This is a genomic window from Hoeflea sp. YIM 152468 (assembly GCF_029210485.1).
Classification (GTDB): Bacteria; Pseudomonadota; Alphaproteobacteria; order Rhizobiales; family Rhizobiaceae; genus Hoeflea.
In genome coordinates this window covers 26,612-42,819 of sequence record NZ_JARGET010000006.1, presented here as the reverse complement: position 1 = coordinate 42,819, position 16,208 = coordinate 26,612, and the positions used below count along the sequence as shown (strand labels likewise).

Sequence of the window (16,208 nt, the reverse complement as noted above, 5' to 3'; positions counted from 1 at the left end):
TTGGTGGCCGCTGCGGCCATAGGATCGGATGTCCCACGAGGTGGAACCGAAAGTAATCTTGGAGGTGGCGGCTGGATTGGACTGGGGTTCCCTCGAATTCCGTCATGCCGGACCCCGATCCGGCATCCAGCGGGCGCGCGTCGGCGAGCCGGAAGACACCTTTGTGCTGTGTCAAAGGAGTCTCTCACCGCGCGACGCGCGGTGGCTGGACCCCGGCTCGAACCATCGGGCAGCGGAAGTGCAATCAGTGTCGCACCGGCTTGGAAAGTGGGGATAAAAGGGCGGGAATTTTTGTGCCTCAGGCATTTTTTCCGTCCCCGGTTTTGCTGGGCGGGCTTAGTAAAACCGGTGGTTTTTCCTTCAGGCAGGGCTTTGTCCTGGTCAAGCCCGAAGAGAGAGGCATGCCCGCGGAATGACGATGGGCGATGTTTCCGCCACGGACCAAGGTTTCCCTCTGCATCCGAGCCCCGGCAGTGTGACCACGCCACTGGACGAAGCCGGCAGCATCTGCCAAAAGCCATCCGGGACGCGACCGCCGTTAACTTTAGAACGGGGTCGGGCTGTAGATTGACGTCACGCAGCTGCCGCGAGGACACGCCGGCCGTTCCACTTTTTACCCCCATATGGCCGCACGCCGCCTGCCCTCACCGCACGTCACCTCACACCACCGGCCGGGCGCCGAGTTCGTCCTCGCCGTTGGTGGAAAGCAGGTCGCCGCCGGGTTCGGCCTGGCGTTCGTCATCGACCTTCTTCAGCACCGCCTCGTCGACGCCGGTGTCGGTGACCTGCTCGCTGACGTTGCCGCTGGCGGTGCCAACAGCCTGGTCAACGGCCTTGTCAGCTGATTTATCACCGGACGCAGATCTGGCCGGCGGGAGCGGGCCCGGATCGGGTGTCGGAACCCGGGGCGGCGTCTTGCCCGGACCGGATGCGGGTCTGGTGCCGGGTTTGTGCTCCGGCAGCGCTTCCACGGGAGCCGGGACGCCGCTGTCAAAGCGCAGGCGGTAGATCGGTTCGGGCAGCGCGAAACCGGCCTGTTCCAGGGCGGTCTTGACGGTGCGGATCGCCTCGGAGCGGGCCTTGATGAAATCGGTCTCGGTCTGGTTGATCCAGCCGGAAACGCCGATCAGCACATTGGAATCGCCCACCTGTTCGATCCAGGCGGCAGGCTCGGGATGGTTGAGCACAAAACCCAGCCCCTCAAGCGTGGTGTGGCAGATGCCGAGCGCCTCGTGCAGCACGCTGTCGGCGTCGATGCCGAGTTCGAAGGCAAAGCGGCGCTCGGGGTTGCGGCTGTAATTGACGATGGTGGCCTTGAACACCGTGGCGTTGGGGATGCGGATGTGGTTGCCGTCGATGTCCATCAGAATGGTGGCGCGCGAGGTGAGCCGGATGACATAGCCCTGCATGCCCTCAAGCGCGATGAAATCACGTGGGCGAAACGGCTGGCGGATCGACAGCAGGATCGAGGCGATGTAGTTTTCCACCGTGTCCTTGACGGCAAAACCGATGGCCAGTCCGATGATGCCGACGGCGCCCAAAATGGTGCCGAGCACAGCGGTGGCGCCGAGAATGTCGAGCGCCATCAGCGCACCGGCGATGAGGAAGCCGAGCCAGACGGTCTGGCGCACCAGATCGGCGATGAAGGCGTTAGGGGTGAGCCAGCTCCAGGGCTGCTTGCGGCTGGTGACGACCCAGCCGAAAAAGCCGATCAGCAGCCAGACCAGGGCCGCCACCAGCATCAGCGGCAAATAATCCAGCGTCTGTTGCGCTCGCTTTTCAAACCGGCCGATGACCGGCTTGAGGCGTTCGCTGACGGCGGTCTGCTCGGTGAGCCGGTTCTCGATGGCGACGACGCCCGTGACGCGGCTGACAAGATCCTCCGCCTTCCTGACGGCAGCGGCATCCTCGACCTGACCGCTCAGCGTGACGACGCCGGAGGTGACCGAGACAAAAATCCGGTTCAGCCCGACGATCTCGCGGAAAATCGTCTGGATGCGACTGCGGATCTCGGCGTCGGCGGTGACGCCCTCGCCGATCTCGATGGTCGGCCCGGCCGGCTCGACTGATTCCTGGGCCTGCGCCGTGGGGCTGAAGATCAGGAGAAGCACGGTGAAGCGCAGAAGACCGGCGGCAAGACTGATGGGACGCATGGGGGTTCCTGACTTCGGGACCGCTGAATAGGGGCTTTACTGTGCTTCAGGCAGGGCAATCCTGTGCATCTTAACCCGACCAGCGCGCATCAGCCAACGGCCCGGCGCGGGATAAGTTGCCTCGCACAGGGGCAGAGCAGCTGAAAGGTACCCCCCTCGCCGCGACAGCGCCAAAGATGCAGATCGGGTGCAGTCCCGTTACGATCCGCGGTCCGCATGACGCCGCGCGTGGCCGGTGATTATTTTCAGCGGTTACTGTGCAAAGGGCAAAAACAGGCGCAAACTCTGATTTCTGTGCGTGGGGGCACACTGAGATGCCTGTCTTGCGCCAGATGGCAACTTAACACCGGAGGGGATTAACATGCGGGGAATTGGATTTTACTTCTTTGCTGCGGGCGTGATCAGCGTAACGCTTGGAATGCTCTGGGGCATACAGATGGCGATTTCAGGCGACCACACGCTCCACGGCGCCCACGCCCACCTCAACCTCGTCGGCTGGGTCACGATGGGACTGTTCGGGATCTATTACACCCTGACGCCGGCGGCCGCAGCAACCCGGCTGGCCAAACTCCATCTGGCGCTGGCGGTGGCGGGTCTCGTGGTCATGGTTCCCGGAATTGCCATCGCGGTGCAGAACGGCGGTGACCAGATGGTGGCGGCGGGGTCCTTGCTGACCGCCGCGTCGATGCTGGTGTTCCTCTACACCGTCTTCAAGAACGGACTCGGCAGGACAGCCTGAGTGATGGCGCGCGCCGTGATCGGTCAATCCCGGTGCGCGCCCGTCAAACCGCAAAATTGGCAGGGCAACAAAATCGTTGCGCCTGGAGGACCCCGCCCTGGTGCATTGGGCCGGGACGAGACCAGATGTCGCCCACGGCAGCGGAGTTCGGCTGTGCGCCATTTTTCGCCGCCGACGCCGGTCGCCGCAGATGCGAGCTTTTCCACCATTCAAGCATTCATTTCCGCGACTGTGCCTGCTATTCTGGCTCTCAGACCCGGTCGGCATCAGAGCATCAAGAACAATTGACAGGCAGAAGGCATGAAGAGGAAACTATCAGGTGGCCTCGTCCACGATTTGCCCGCCGACCTGGTTGAGGCGCTGACCAAAACCTCAGACGTCACCGATCTGTGGGAGACATTGACGCCCATAGCCCGCAACGAATTTATCTGCTGGGTCGAAGATGCCAAACAGGCCAAGACCAGGATGAGGCGGATCGAGCGAACGGTGGAGGAGCTTCTCGAAGGTCAGAAACGTCCATGCTGCTGGGCAGGCTGCATTCATCGCACCGACAAGAAGCCCAGCAAATGGCAGCAAGCCGTGTTGATCGACAAGAAATCCAACAGGTAACCAACCCGGCGCCTTCCCCCGCCTGGTTCGGCGGACAGCCCGCTCACACCAAGGGTCAGGCTCCGGTGTCCCCGCGTCGCCGCACATCCTATCGGATTTGCCAGGGAGGCAGTCTGTGTTTGGTTCAACGCAGGTCCGTTATCGGCCAAATTCATGTATATGAACCCGCCCTATCCTCACACCAGCCGCGATTGCTCGAGCGCGGCCTCGATGAAGCTGGCAAACAGCGGGTGCGGTTCGAGCGGACGCGACTTGAGCTCGGGATGGTACTGCACGCCGATGAACCAGGGATGGTGCTCGCGCGGGTACTCGATGGTTTCGGGCAGCAGGCCATCGGGCGAGAGACCGGAGAACACCAGACCGGCGGCTTCGAGCTGGTCCTTGTAGGCGATGTTGACCTCGTAGCGGTGGCGGTGGCGCTCGGAGACTTCGGTCGAGCCGTAGATTTCCGAGATCAGGCTTCCGGCCTTGAGCGGGTGCGGATAGGCGCCGAGCCGCATGGTGCCGCCCAGGTCGCCATTGGCGGCACGGGTTTCAAGCTGGTTGCCCTTGAGCCATTCGGTCATGATGCCGACGACATGGGTGCCGCTGTTGCGATTGAACTCGGAGGAGACCGCATCCTCGATGCCGGCCAGATTGCGCGCCGCATCGAGCACCGCCATCTGCATGCCGTAGCAGATGCCGAAATAGGGAACCTTGCGCTCGCGGGCAAAGCGGGCGGCGGAAATCTTGCCTTCGGCACCGCGCTCGCCAAAGCCGCCGGGCACCAGAATGCCGTTGACCTTCTCGAGCCAGGGCGACGGGTCTTCCTTCTCGAAGATCTCGCTCTCGATCCATTCGAGGTTGATCTTGACCCTGTTGGCGATGCCGCCGTGATTGAGCGCCTCGATCAGGGATTTGTAGGCGTCCTTCAGCCCGGTGTATTTGCCGACGATGGCGATGGTGACCTCGCCTTCGGGATTGTGAATCCGCTCGGAAACCTCTTCCCAGGCCTTCATGCGCGGTTTGGGCGCCGGGTCGATGCCGAAGGCAGCCAGCACCTCGGTGTCGAGCCCTTCCTTGTGGTAGGCAATCGGCACATCGTAGATCGAGGGCACGTCGAGCGCCTGGATGACGGCGGAAGGACGCACATTGCAAAACTGCGACAGCTTGCGGCGCTCCTCGGCCGGGATGGCGCGATCGGCGCGGACCAGCAAAAGGTCGGGCGCGATGCCCATGGCCTGCAATTCCTTGACCGAATGCTGGGTCGGTTTGGTCTTGAGCTCGCCGGCAGCGGCGATCCAGGGCATCAGCGTGAGATGGACATAGACGGCATTGCCGCGCGGCAGGTCGTTGCCGAGCTGGCGGATCGCCTCGATGAACGGCATCGCCTCGATGTCGCCGACGGTGCCGCCGATCTCGCACAGCACGAAGTCGTAATTCTCGTTGCCGTCGAGGACGAAGTTCTTGATTTCATTGGTAACATGCGGAATCACCTGGACCGTGGCGCCGAGATAGTCGCCGCGCCGTTCCTTGTCGATGATGTCCTTGTAGATGCGGCCGGTGGTGATGTTGTCGGATTTCACCGCCGAGCGCCCGGTAAAGCGCTCGTAATGGCCCAGATCGAGATCGGTCTCGGCGCCGTCGTCGGTGACGAACACCTCGCCGTGCTGAGTCGGACTCATCGTGCCCGGATCGACATTGAGATAGGGGTCGAGTTTGCGCAGCCGCACCCGGTAACCACGGGCCTGCAGCAACGCACCAAGAGCGGCCGAGGCAATGCCTTTTCCAAGCGAGGAGACCACGCCGCCGGTGATGAAAACATATCGCGCCATGGGGTCGAACCGATACCTCTAGAACGTTGATTGCGCCACCCCAAAAATCCGATGGCGCGTTTTAGCGGTGCATAACATTCAAAATGTCATGAAAACCACACGAAAAAACCGGCGGTGGCATTGGTCGCCATCCGCCGGTCAAGGGATGCCCCGATCTTACTGGCCGGACGGAACGTCCGAGGCCGGTGCAGACGGAATGTCGCTGGCGGGCGTCTCCGCCGGCGCTGCGGCGCCGCCAAGCTGATCGAGAACGCCGGAGCCGGACCCATCGGTCTGGGCCGGGATGCGATCGAGAATGTCGGTCGGGCTGTCGCCGTATCGGGCGAGAATGCCCAGTGCCAGCGAGGTGACGAAAAAGGCCGCGGCAAGAATGCCGGTGGTGCGGGTGAGCGCGTTGGCGGCCCCACGCGCTGACATGAAGCCCGAGCCGCCGCCGATGCCAAGGCCGCCGCCTTCCGAGCGCTGGATCAGCACGATGCCGACAAGCGCCAGCACGATCATGAGATGAATGACAATCAAAACGGTTTGCATCGGGTTCTTTCCTGCCCTCAAAGGGCGCAATCTTGGTCCGGTTTTGCGGCTCTTTACACGAGCACGGCCAGCTTTCCAAGTCCTGTCTCAGTGGAACGGCGGCCACGGGGCCGTCAAATCCGGGCCTGCATCAGCCAAGAAGGCCGCGGCAGGCCTTACAGATGGCGAGAAAGTCAGCCGCTTTCAAGCTGGCGCCACCGATCAGCGCGCCGTCGACATGCGGCACGGCCAACAACTCGGCCGCGTTGTCCGGCTTGACCGAACCGCCATAGAGCAACCGCATCGACGCGCCCTCGCCCGCAAACCGGGCTTCCATCTCGGCGCGGATGAAGCCATGCGCCTCGGTGACGTCGGCAACAGTGGGGGTCAGGCCGGTGCCGATGGCCCAGACCGGCTCATAGGCAATGACGGTGTCTTGAGCCGTGGCGGCATCGGGCACGGAGCCTGAAAGCTGGCTGCCCAGAACTTTCAACGTGTCGCCGGATTTGCGCTCGGCTTCGGTCTCGCCGATGCAGATGATGCGAACCAGACCGGCAGCCCGGGCGGCTTCGGCCTTGGCGCGAACCGTCTCGTTGCTCTCGCCATGCAGGGTGCGGCGCTCGGAATGACCAACCAGCACGTGGCTGGCCAGACAGTCGGCAATCATCCGAGCCGAAACATCGCCGGTAAAGGCGCCGCTTTGCTGCTCGTGGCAATCCTGGGCGCCGATCAGCAGCGCGCCGGATTCGGCCAGGGCGGTGGCCACATACAGCAGCGTCGCCGGCGGGCAGATCAGTGCATCGATACCGTCGCTGAGACCTTCGTCCAGCCCGTCGATCATCGCCTTGATCTCGGCGAGATTTTCGCGGGTGCCGTTCATCTTCCAGTTGCCTGCAACAAGCGGGCGAATGTCAGGTGTCATCAGATGTCCCCATTCGGATTTTGCCAAGCCCGGACTTAGCAGACGACAGGTGATTTGCAAACGCCAGGGCGTCTGGCCCACACCATCGGGATGACGACAGCCGAGATCCTTGCAGGCGCTTTGGGCGTCGGTCCTAGCCTACCGCGCGTCGCATCAAACCGGTTCCGGGTGACGCGTTGGGCTCTTTGCTGATGCATGTCGTTGTCGCAAAACCGCTGCACATTTTTGCGCGGTATGCATCAGCGGCGGGCGATGGGCAGAATGCGATTGTATTTGGCGGGCAGTCTCGGCTTGAACCGCCGCTCACGATTGGGTTCCAGGCTGGCAACCGATTTGACCAGTTTTTCATCGAGCGGTTTTTGAAACTCGACGCCAATGATGAAAGACCCCAGACGCCGGATCTTGCCGGTCGAATGGGTGTTGATCCAGGGAATATAGACCCGGCAGGTTTCATGGACAACGTCAAATATCGAGTCGAGGGATTTCTCCGAATCCATGTTGGCCCAGGGCATCTTGTCATTGGAGAAAAGGCAGCCGGTGACGGACAAATTCACCATCACTCCAGTCAGCGCGATGTAGTGTTTTCCGTCCTTGAAGGTCAACTCGATGATGCCGGGACAATGGGCGCCATAGCGGACATCGGATTTGCGGTAATAGGTTTGCTCGGCCGTGTCGGCCAAGTCCTCGGTTTTGGTATCCATTCGACGTCGCCCGCCATTTCACGCAAGGGGTTTAGAGCCTTAATGCGCCGACATGAATAAAGCATGAACTGATTCAGGGAATTCTAATGGATAGATCTTTCACTGCACAGAATTGCGCGCCCTATCCCGGGCGGTGGTCGACGGCAGCACAGGCCCGTGATTCTGCGCGGGCAGACGGAGAAAACGTTCCCGCAGCCGCCGCGCGATGGCTGTGATGGCAGGCGGCACGATGCCCCTGGCCTACGCTTCCTTAAGCCGGTCCATGGCCCAGCCGACGGTGAACCCGTGCAGGATTGTCGACATCAAAATGACCAGGCCGATGAGCGACCAGAGCTGGGATTCATTGATGAACTCGATATGGCTGCCGGCATAGCACAGATAGTAAATCGAGCCGATGCCGCGGACGCCATAAACCGAAATCACCGCCCTGTCCCGGTACGCGAGACCGGTCCCTGACAGGGCGATCCACCCCGAAAGCGGGCGGATCAGCACGATCAGGACGAGCGCCACGACAACATGGGTCCAGGTCAGATCGGCAAACAGGACTGGCAGGACGCTGCCCAGCGCGATCAGCAGCAATGCCGTCAGCGCATGCTCGATGGATTCGGAAAAATCATGCAGCCGCCGGTGGAATCGGTGCTCGGCCTTGACCCGCCGCAAGGTCAGGCCGAGCACCGCCACGGCTATGAAGCCATACCCTTCGATCAGCTCGGTCGAGCCGTAACACAAGAGCACGCCTGCCAGCGCGATGACCCCGGACCCGGTTTCGGCGAGAACGGCTCCCCTGGGAACCTTGAAAAGGACGTAGCCCAATGCCCGGCCGCCGACCCAGCCCATGCCCGCCCCCAAAGCGATGCGGTAGACGATATCGCGCAGAACCCAGTCCAGCGCCCAGGCGCCGGGATTCAGGCCTTCGGCAGCAACGATCAACCCGAGATACACAAACGGAAACGCCAGCCCGTCGTTCAGGCCGGCTTCCGTGGTCAGGGTGAAGCGGACCGGGTGTTCGGCGCCCTCCTGCGGCGGCCCGACCTGAACATCTGCCGCAAGCACCGGATCGGTCGGCGCCAGCACCGCGCCGAGCAACAGTGCGCCGGCGGCAGTCAGCCCGACAAGGCCATTCCCCAGCAGGGCAACGGCGAGAATGGTCAAAGGCATGGCAATCGAGAGCATGCGCACCGTCGGCTTCCAGCGTTTCCACGGCCGCAGATTGTCGATGCGCATTCCGGCGCCGAACAAGGCCACGATCACGGTCAGCTCGCTTACAAGCTCCCAGGGCAAGGGCGCCTCGCGCGGGTCGGGCAATGTCGGCAGGCCCGGCATCAGCATGGCGGCGCCAGCCCCGAACAGGATCATCAAGGGCGCTGCCGCCGGTTCGCGCTTGGAGATCAGCCGTGGCAACCACCGCGCAGCGATGACGATCACGCCGATCACAGCCAGCGCCACGTGATAGGAATTGAGGCCGAAAAAGGGTTCGTGCTGCATATCTGGATCCCGTGCCGGATGCGGCAGCGAGTGTCTTAGAATAAAAAGCCGTCAGGAAAAAGTTGTCATCGCGGTGACTGCCCGGCCGGTGCCGCTGCGCGTTGAGCTGCGATCTTGGATCGATGATGCTCGCGAACAAGGACCCGCGGCCGGGCATGGGCGCCTGAACCAGTGCCGCGCAAGTTGCGCATGGGAACCCGACGGCTCCACATTGCCCAACCCGACGAACCACCGGGGTCTGGCCATCGGCCTTGAGACAGGAACAACCGGCGCCAAACCGGCCGTTCAGCCCTTTATCATTGCGGGGTCAATGTCTCCGTGCCCGAACCGGACTGGCCGTCAATGGTCCATGCCCCCTCAAGCGTGCCGTCCTCCATCACCTGGTAGACCACCAGCCCGACGCCGCCGGTTTCAAACACGTAGCCTGCGGCAAAGGCGTTGTCATAAAGCATGCAGATCCCGTCGGATTCGCTTCCCGTGCTCCAGTGAATGTGGCAGGTCGTCTCCGAACTGAGTTCAATTCTGGCGGTGCCGCCATAACGGCTGCCGTCGAGATTGGTCCCCTCAACCGTGTAGGTGCCGGTGACGACATCCGCCTGCGCAGCGCCGCCCATGCCCAATATTGCTGCAAGACAAATCAAAATCATGTTTTTCATGCGATTTACCCCGTGTATGACGCCGGCCGGGAAATCCGTCGGAGCAAGAACGATCCGCCTGCCCGCAGCAAGTGTCAATTGGCCAGCCAGGCCCGCGCGTGATATTTTTATCGCTCAGGCGCATCGCGCACGCCTGCGGCCCTGGTCCGGCCGAACCGGCAACCCGCCAGGGTGATGTAATCGCCCGGCTCACTCTTCATTTCGTCCAAGCTTTGGTCTAAAGGAGGCGTTGAGAGGTCTGCGGGTCCGGCCAGATGCCCGATCGCAGCCAAGACTGAACATGCCGCAGGAGCTTTGATGCTTGATATTTTGCGTAGGGGCGCCAAGAGCTGGGTCGCCAAACTTCTTCTGATCGTGCTGGTGGCGTCGTTCGGCGTGTGGGGCATTTCCGGATCGATCCTCAACGACGGCAGCACCGCGGTGATCACCGTGGGCGAAACCGTTGTCGGCCCCAACGAGTTCCGCCTTGCCTATGACCGGCAGGTCGCGGTGGTGGGACGGCAGATCGGCCAGCGGCTGACCACCGAACAGGCCCGCGCCTTCGGTGTCGAAAACCAGGTCTATTCGCAGCTTATTGCCGGCGCATTGCTCGATGAACAGGCGCGCGCGATGAATCTGGGGCTGTCGGACGACCGGCTCGCAGCGCTGATTGCCGAAGATCCGGCCTTCCACGATTTCAACGGCCGCTTCGACCGCAGCAATTTCCGCCGGGTGCTGAGTTCGGTCGGGATGAGCGAGGAAGATTACCTCAAGAGCCGAGGACAGGTCGCGATCCGGACCCAGATCGTCGAAGCGGTCTCGGACGGTTTTTCCGCGCCCGATGCGCTGATCAAGGCGATGGCGCAATACGAGGCCGAAACCCGCGATGTCGATTATCTGCTTCTGACCAAGTCCAGCATCGACCCGGTTGCAGCCCCCAGCGACAGCGAGCTTGCGAACTGGTTTGAGGACAACAAGACCAGATACGCCGCTCCCGAATACCGCAAGATCACCTATGTCAAGCTGGAGGGCGAGGACATTGCCGATCCTGCCGCGATCACCGCGGAAGCGGCGCGGGCCGATTACGAGGCGCGCAAGGACCGTTACACCACGCCGGAAACCCGCACCATCGACCAGTTGGTCTTCGCCGACCGCGCGGCCGCCGATGCGGCTGCAGCCGCGCTTGCCAGCGGCAAGAGCTTTGACGATTTGATCGCCGAACAGGGCCGCAAGCCGGCCGATGTGCGGATCGGCAGTTTTGGCAAAAGCGCCGTGCCGGACCAATCGCTGGCCGACGCCGTGTTTGCGGTCTCCGAGGCCGGCGGCACCACGCCGGTGGTCGACGGACAGTTTGGCCCGGTGATCCTGCGCGTGGCCGAGATCACGCCCGAATCGTCGAAAAGCTTTGCCGAAGCCGAGCCTGAAATCCGTGAGCAACTGGCGCTGGCGGAAGCCGCACAGGTGCTGCTTGACGTGCATGATGCCTATGAAGACGCCCGCGCCGGCGGCATGACACTGGAGGAAGCTGCGGCACAACAGAAGCTGACGCCGGTCACGATCGAGGCGATCGACCGCAGCGGCAGTGCTCCCGACGGCACGATCGTGCGCGACATCCCCGAAAGCCAGACCCTGCTGCGCGAAGCCTTCGAGGCCGAGATCGAAGTCGAGACGCCACCGCTCAACCTGGGGACCGACGGCTTTATCTGGTTCGAGGTGGCCGGCATCACCCCTGCCCGCGACCGGACGCTCGATGAAGTCCGCGATCAGGCGATTGCCGACTGGACAGCGGAAAAGACCATCGAGGCACTGGGCGCCAAGGCCACGGAGATGAAGGACCGGCTGAGCAAGGGTGCGGACATGGCGACCATCGCCGAGGAACTGTCGGTCGCGGTTGAAACCAAATACGGGTTGTCGCGCCAGGATGCCGACGCGGTGTTTGGCGAGGCGGCGGTTGCCTCTGCCTTCTCGGGCCCTTCGGGACTGGTGGAAGTCGCCAATGACGCATCGGGCGACAACAAGATCCTGCTCAAGGTCAAGGCGGTGGATGAGGCGTCGACGGTGACGGCCGGTTCGGTTTCGCCTGAACAGCGGGCCCAGGTCTCGCAGCGGATCGCCGATGATATACTGGACCAGATGGTGGGCCGCCTGCAGTCAGATTACGGAGTTTCGGTCAACCGGGCTCTGGCCGAGCGGGCCCTGGCGTTTTGATGCCCAACGGAGACGGGGAGCCGAACCAACATGGCTGATCTGAAGTCATTCATTGCCAAGGTGGCTGCTGGCGAGGCGCTCGACCGCGATGACGCGCGTTCGGCCTTCGGCGTGATGATGTCGGGCGATGCCACCCCGTCGCAGATCGGCGGCTTCCTGATGGCGCTCAGGGTGCGCGGCGAAAGCGTCGACGAGCTCTATGGCGCCGTCAGCGTGATGCGCGAGAAGATGCTGCCGGTCTCGGCCCCGTCCGATGCGATCGACATTGTCGGCACCGGTGGCGATGCCTCGGGCACCTACAACGTCTCCACGGCTGCCGCCTTCATCATCGCCGGCGCCGGGGTCAAGGTGGCCAAGCATGGCAACCGGGCCCTGTCGTCAAAATCCGGTGCCGCGGATTCGCTTGCAGCACTCGGTGTGTCGCTGGAACTCGACCCCAAGGGGATCTCGGCCTGCATCGCCGAAGCCGGCGTCGGCTTCATGTTCGCCCCGGCGCATCATTCGGCGATGCGCCATGTCGGCCCCAGCCGGGTGGAACTCGGCACCCGCACGATCTTCAACCTGCTCGGCCCGCTGTCCAATCCGGCCGGGGTGAAACGGCAGCTTCTCGGCGTGTTCTCGCCGCATTGGCTCGACCCGCTGGCCCAGGTGCTGCGTGATCTGGGTTCGGAAACGGTCTGGGTGGTGCATGGCGACGGTCTGGACGAGATGACCACCACCGGCCTGACCCAGGTGGTGGCGCTTGCGGACGGCAAGTTCACCCGCTTTGACACGACGCCGGAAGAGCTGGGGCTGCAACGGGTGCCGATTGATCTGCTCAAAGGTGGCGACGGCCTATATAATGCCGCAGCCCTCAAGCGTGTGCTCGAAGGCGAGAAGAACGCCTACCGCGACATTGCGCTGCTCAATGCCGCCGGCGGGCTGGTGGTGGCCGGCAGGGCGGGCACCCTTATGGAGGCGATCGGGCTGGCGGCGCAATCGCTCGACAGTGGCGCAGCGCTGGCGGCGCTCGACACGCTGATCAGCGTGTCGCAAGCCCATGCCCCGGCACCGAAGGCAGGCTGACACCATGAGCGACATTCTGACACGAATCGAGGCCTACAAGCGCGACGAGATCACCGCCGCTAAGGCAGCCATCCCGTTGGCCGACATCCGGGCCAAGGCCCGGGACATGGAAAGCCCGCGCGATTTCATCGGCGCGATCGAGGCCAGGCACGCAGCCGGCGGCTATGCGCTGATTGCCGAAATCAAGAAGGCAAGCCCGTCGAAAGGGCTGATTCGGGGCGATTTTGATCCGCCCTCGCTGGCCAAAGCCTATGCGGCGGGCGGAGCTGCCTGTCTGTCGGTGCTCACCGATGCGCCGTCGTTTCAGGGCGCGCCGGAATTTCTGACCGCGGCAAAGGCCGCCTGCGCGCTGCCCGCCCTGCGCAAGGATTTCATGTTCGACACCTACCAGGTGCACGAAGCCCGCGCCTGGGGCGCTGACGCGATCCTGATCATCATGGCGTCACTGGACGATGAGGACGCCAAACGGCTCGAGGACGAAGCCCACGGGCTGGGTATGGCGGCGCTGATCGAAGTGCATGACGAAGCCGAGATGGAACGGGCGCTGAAACTCGACAGCCGGTTGATTGGCGTCAACAACCGCAATCTGCGAACGTTCGAGGTGTCGCTGAGCAATTCCGAGAGGCTGGCGGACATGGTGCCCGAAGGCCGTCTTCTGGTCGGTGAAAGCGGCATCGGTTCGCATGCTGACTGCACCCGGCTGGCCAAGTGCGGAATTTCGACATTCCTGGTTGGCGAAAGCCTGATGCGCCAGACCGATGTGACGGCGGCGACCAGGCAACTGCTGACGGGCGAAACCGCAATCGCCGAGGCCCGTTGACATGGCTGACACCCCTGAACCCCGGTTGACGCATCTTGCCGAAGACGGTTCGGCGGCGATGGTCGATGTCGGCGACAAGGCCGACACGGTGCGTATTGCCGAGGCCGAAGCGCATGTGCGAATGCTGCCCGAGACCCTGACGCTGATCCTCGCCGGCAATGTGAAAAAAGGCGATGTGATCGGCGCGGCGCGCATTGCCGGGATCATGGCGGCCAAGCAGACGGCCAATCTCATTCCGCTGTGCCATCCGCTGGCATTGACCAAGGTCAGCGTCGACATCGAAGCTGACGAGGCCCTGCCCGGCCTGCGCGTGCGCGCCCTGGCCAAGCTGACCGGCAAGACCGGCGTCGAGATGGAAGCGCTGACGGCGGCGTCAGTGGCTTGCCTGACCATTTACGACATGGCCAAGGCGGTGGACCGCGGCATGGAGATCAGCGGCATCCGGGTGCGGGCCAAATCCGGCGGCAAATCGGGCGACTGGACCGCCACCACCTGAAGGACACGACTGATGGCACTGATTCCGGTAAACGAAGCGCTGGAGCGCATCCTTGAGGGCGCAGCGGCATCGGGCGAGCCGGAGATGCTGCCGCTGGCCGAAACCTTTGACCGGGTGCTGGCACGTGACCTGATGGCGCGTCGCACCCACCCGCCGTTTGCCGCCTCCGCCATGGATGGCTATGCGGTGCGGGCCGAAGAGGCGCAGGCGGGCGCCATCCTGCGGCTGCAAGGCGAATCGGCTGCCGGGCACGGCTTTGACGGAGCGCTCGACGCCGGCGCGGCAATCCGCATCTTCACCGGCGCGCCGCTGCCCCAAGGCGCCGATGCGATCGTCATCCAGGAAGTCGTCGACCCGCTCGCAGGCGGAACCGTGCGGATCAACGAGACGCCGGTTCCGGGCCGCCATATCCGTGACGCCGGAATCGACTTCACCGAAGGCAGGACCGGGCTGGCTGCCGGGCGGCTGCTCGACGCCGGCGCCATCACCTTCGCTGCCGCCATGAACCATGCGACGCTCCCGGTTGTGCGCAGACCCAAGGTGGCGATTCTGGCCACCGGCGACGAATTGCGGCTGCCCGGCCAGACGCTCGGGCCGGGACAGATCATCGCCTCCAACAGCTTCGGCGTGGCCGCACTGGCACGCGGCGCCGGCGCGGTGGTGCTCGATCTCGGCATTGCCGCCGACCGGATGGAAGCGCTGGACGAAGCACTTGATTCGGCCATTGCCCACGAGGCAGACGTGCTGGTGACGATCGGTGGCGCCTCGGTCGGCGATCATGACCTGGTGCAAGAGGCGATGACGGGGCGCGGCATGGCGCTCGATTTCTGGAAGATCGCGATGCGCCCGGGCAAGCCGCTGATGTCGGGAAAACTCGGCAGGATGCGCGTGCTGGGACTGCCCGGAAACCCTGCATCGAGCCTGGTGTGCGGGCATTTGTTTTTAGAGCCGCTGCTCACGCGTCTGGGTGGGCGTCCGGACCCGGATCGCATTAAAAGTGCCATTCTTTCCAAAGACTTGCCAGAAAACGACCTGCGTCAGGACTATCTCCGCGGCAGCCTGGCAACGGGCCGCGACGGGCAAATGACCGCCACCCCTTCCGGGCAACAGGATTCCTCGCTGATGAAGGTGTTTGCCGATGCCCATTGCCTGATCATCCGGCCGCCTTTCGCGCCACCGGCACCGGCAGGCAGTGTTTGCGATGTGCTTGTTTTGCGCCCCTGATGTTCCTTCATTGTTTCTTTACGACTTGCGGAACACATATGGAACATGCTAGCTGAGTTCTGGTTTTGTTTCAATCCGGCTACCGGGCCGGCAACCGGGGTACCGCAATCATGTTGACGCGCAAACAGCACGAACTGCTTCTTTTCATCACCGAACGGATGAAGGAAAGCGGCATTCCGCCATCCTTCGACGAGATGAAGGATGCGCTCAATCTGGCCTCGAAATCCGGTATTCACCGGTTGATCACGGCGCTTGAGGAGCGTGGCTTCATCCGCAGGCTGCCCAACCGGGCACGGGCTCTGGAAGTCATCAAGCTGCCCGACAGCTACCAGGCCAATCTGCAGCCGCGGCGCGGATTCTCGCCAAGCGTGATCGAAGGCGGTCAGGGCAAACAGCCCGAACCGGTGCGCCGCGCCGAACCGGCCAATGACGAGGCGGCGCAGATGACGGAAGTGCCGATGATGGGCCGCATCGCCGCCGGTGTGCCGATCTCGGCGATCCAGAACATCACCCACAACATCACCGTGCCGGCCGAGATGCTCGGCACCGGCGAGCATTATGCGCTGGAGGTCAAAGGCGATTCGATGATCGACGCCGGCATCTTCGACGGTGACACCGTGCTGATCCGCAACATCTCGACCGCCAGCCCTGGCGACATCATCGTGGCCCTGGTCGACGACGAGGAAGCCACGCTGAAGCGGTTTCGCCGCAAGGGCGCGTCGATCGCGCTCGAGGCCGCCAATCCCAACTACGAAACCCGCATTTTCGGCCCCGACCGGGTCAAGGTTCAGGGCAAGCTGGTCGGTCTGATCCGTCGCTACCACTAA

Annotated in this window: 15 protein-coding genes; 8 read left to right on the top strand and 7 right to left on the bottom strand. The window is 63.2% G+C overall.

All coding sequences use genetic code 11. The features are described 5' to 3' along the window. Window positions 1–659 precede the first annotated feature (659 nt). The gene (locus PZ897_RS04120) at window positions 660–2,153 is read right to left on the bottom strand and encodes a mechanosensitive ion channel domain-containing protein (RefSeq protein WP_275750207.1); all 1,494 of its coding nucleotides are present in this window, start codon (window positions 2,151–2,153) and stop codon (window positions 660–662) included. 361 nt (window positions 2,154–2,514) lie between these two features. On the opposite strand from PZ897_RS04120, the gene PZ897_RS04115 reads away from it, so the two are divergent. Together PZ897_RS04115 and PZ897_RS04110 are read left to right on the top strand one after the other, a co-directional pair. Further along, window positions 2,515–2,892, top strand: a complete 378-nt coding sequence (locus PZ897_RS04115) for a hypothetical protein (protein ID WP_275750205.1) — start codon at window positions 2,515–2,517, stop codon at window positions 2,890–2,892. Between the two features lie 300 nt (window positions 2,893–3,192). Beyond that, complete coding sequence (locus tag PZ897_RS04110; protein WP_275750203.1) at window positions 3,193–3,501, top strand: YdeI/OmpD-associated family protein; 309 nt, start codon at window positions 3,193–3,195, stop codon at window positions 3,499–3,501. A gap of 176 nt (window positions 3,502–3,677) precedes the next feature. Here the strand turns inward: PZ897_RS04110 and PZ897_RS04105 are convergent, their stop codons facing one another. From PZ897_RS04105 to PZ897_RS04080, 6 genes are all read right to left on the bottom strand, one after another. Further along, complete coding sequence (locus PZ897_RS04105; RefSeq protein ID WP_275750201.1) at window positions 3,678–5,315, bottom strand: CTP synthase; 1,638 nt, start codon at window positions 5,313–5,315, stop codon at window positions 3,678–3,680. A gap of 156 nt (window positions 5,316–5,471) precedes the next feature. Beyond that, on the bottom strand, window positions 5,472–5,846 hold the full coding sequence (secG, locus tag PZ897_RS04100) for a preprotein translocase subunit SecG (protein WP_275750200.1): 375 nt from the start codon (window positions 5,844–5,846) through the stop codon (window positions 5,472–5,474). A 130-nt stretch (window positions 5,847–5,976) separates the two neighbouring features. Next, the gene (gene tpiA / locus PZ897_RS04095; RefSeq protein WP_275750199.1) at window positions 5,977–6,747 is read right to left on the bottom strand and encodes a triose-phosphate isomerase; all 771 of its coding nucleotides are present in this window, start codon (window positions 6,745–6,747) and stop codon (window positions 5,977–5,979) included. A gap of 239 nt (window positions 6,748–6,986) precedes the next feature. Next, a complete protein-coding gene (locus PZ897_RS04090; RefSeq protein WP_275750197.1) occupies window positions 6,987–7,448 on the bottom strand; it encodes a hypothetical protein in 462 nt (153 codons plus the stop codon). A 240-nt stretch (window positions 7,449–7,688) separates the two neighbouring features. Then, window positions 7,689–8,933 (bottom strand): cation:proton antiporter, encoded by a 1,245-nt coding sequence (locus PZ897_RS04085; protein WP_275750195.1) that lies wholly within the window; start codon window positions 8,931–8,933, stop codon window positions 7,689–7,691. Between the two features lie 296 nt (window positions 8,934–9,229). Beyond that, complete coding sequence (locus PZ897_RS04080) at window positions 9,230–9,589, bottom strand: hypothetical protein (RefSeq protein WP_275750194.1); 360 nt, start codon at window positions 9,587–9,589, stop codon at window positions 9,230–9,232. A 297-nt stretch (window positions 9,590–9,886) separates the two neighbouring features. Here PZ897_RS04080 and PZ897_RS04075 point away from each other — a divergent pair, with 297 nt between their 5' ends. The 6 genes from PZ897_RS04075 (at window position 9,887) to lexA (ending at window position 16,208) form a co-directional block, all read left to right on the top strand. After that, complete coding sequence (locus tag PZ897_RS04075) at window positions 9,887–11,776, top strand: peptidylprolyl isomerase (RefSeq protein ID WP_275750192.1); 1,890 nt, start codon at window positions 9,887–9,889, stop codon at window positions 11,774–11,776. Between the two features lie 30 nt (window positions 11,777–11,806). Next, window positions 11,807–12,841, top strand: coding sequence for an anthranilate phosphoribosyltransferase (gene trpD, locus PZ897_RS04070; RefSeq protein WP_275750190.1), 1,035 nt, complete (start codon window positions 11,807–11,809; stop codon window positions 12,839–12,841). 4 nt (window positions 12,842–12,845) lie between these two features. Further along, window positions 12,846–13,661, top strand: a complete 816-nt coding sequence (gene trpC, locus PZ897_RS04065; RefSeq protein WP_275750189.1) for an indole-3-glycerol phosphate synthase TrpC — start codon at window positions 12,846–12,848, stop codon at window positions 13,659–13,661. A gap of 1 nt (window position 13,662) precedes the next feature. Further along, the gene (gene moaC / locus PZ897_RS04060) at window positions 13,663–14,157 is read left to right on the top strand and encodes a cyclic pyranopterin monophosphate synthase MoaC (protein WP_275750188.1); all 495 of its coding nucleotides are present in this window, start codon (window positions 13,663–13,665) and stop codon (window positions 14,155–14,157) included. 12 nt (window positions 14,158–14,169) lie between these two features. After that, on the top strand, window positions 14,170–15,381 hold the full coding sequence (gene glp / locus PZ897_RS04055; RefSeq protein WP_275750186.1) for a gephyrin-like molybdotransferase Glp: 1,212 nt from the start codon (window positions 14,170–14,172) through the stop codon (window positions 15,379–15,381). Between the two features lie 110 nt (window positions 15,382–15,491). Continuing rightward, window positions 15,492–16,208, top strand: a complete 717-nt coding sequence (gene lexA / locus PZ897_RS04050; protein ID WP_275750184.1) for a transcriptional repressor LexA — start codon at window positions 15,492–15,494, stop codon at window positions 16,206–16,208.

What these genes read in the sequence shown, in the direction of transcription:
- PZ897_RS04120 (WP_275750207.1), bottom strand. Translation starts at nt 2,153, where the DNA reads ATGCGTCCCATCAGTCTTGCCGCCGGTCTTCTGCGCTTCACCGTGCTT.
- PZ897_RS04115 (WP_275750205.1), top strand. Translation starts at nt 2,515, where the DNA reads ATGCGGGGAATTGGATTTTACTTCTTTGCTGCGGGCGTGATCAGCGTA.
- PZ897_RS04110 (WP_275750203.1), top strand. Translation starts at nt 3,193, where the DNA reads ATGAAGAGGAAACTATCAGGTGGCCTCGTCCACGATTTGCCCGCCGAC.
- PZ897_RS04105 (WP_275750201.1), bottom strand. Translation starts at nt 5,315, where the DNA reads ATGGCGCGATATGTTTTCATCACCGGCGGCGTGGTCTCCTCGCTTGGA.
- secG (WP_275750200.1), bottom strand. Translation starts at nt 5,846, where the DNA reads ATGCAAACCGTTTTGATTGTCATTCATCTCATGATCGTGCTGGCGCTT.
- tpiA (WP_275750199.1), bottom strand. Translation starts at nt 6,747, where the DNA reads ATGACACCTGACATTCGCCCGCTTGTTGCAGGCAACTGGAAGATGAAC.
- PZ897_RS04090 (WP_275750197.1), bottom strand. Translation starts at nt 7,448, where the DNA reads ATGGATACCAAAACCGAGGACTTGGCCGACACGGCCGAGCAAACCTAT.
- PZ897_RS04085 (WP_275750195.1), bottom strand. Translation starts at nt 8,933, where the DNA reads ATGCAGCACGAACCCTTTTTCGGCCTCAATTCCTATCACGTGGCGCTG.
- PZ897_RS04080 (WP_275750194.1), bottom strand. Translation starts at nt 9,589, where the DNA reads ATGAAAAACATGATTTTGATTTGTCTTGCAGCAATATTGGGCATGGGC.
- PZ897_RS04075 (WP_275750192.1), top strand. Translation starts at nt 9,887, where the DNA reads ATGCTTGATATTTTGCGTAGGGGCGCCAAGAGCTGGGTCGCCAAACTT.
- trpD (WP_275750190.1), top strand. Translation starts at nt 11,807, where the DNA reads ATGGCTGATCTGAAGTCATTCATTGCCAAGGTGGCTGCTGGCGAGGCG.
- trpC (WP_275750189.1), top strand. Translation starts at nt 12,846, where the DNA reads ATGAGCGACATTCTGACACGAATCGAGGCCTACAAGCGCGACGAGATC.
- moaC (WP_275750188.1), top strand. Translation starts at nt 13,663, where the DNA reads ATGGCTGACACCCCTGAACCCCGGTTGACGCATCTTGCCGAAGACGGT.
- glp (WP_275750186.1), top strand. Translation starts at nt 14,170, where the DNA reads ATGGCACTGATTCCGGTAAACGAAGCGCTGGAGCGCATCCTTGAGGGC.
- lexA (WP_275750184.1), top strand. Translation starts at nt 15,492, where the DNA reads ATGTTGACGCGCAAACAGCACGAACTGCTTCTTTTCATCACCGAACGG.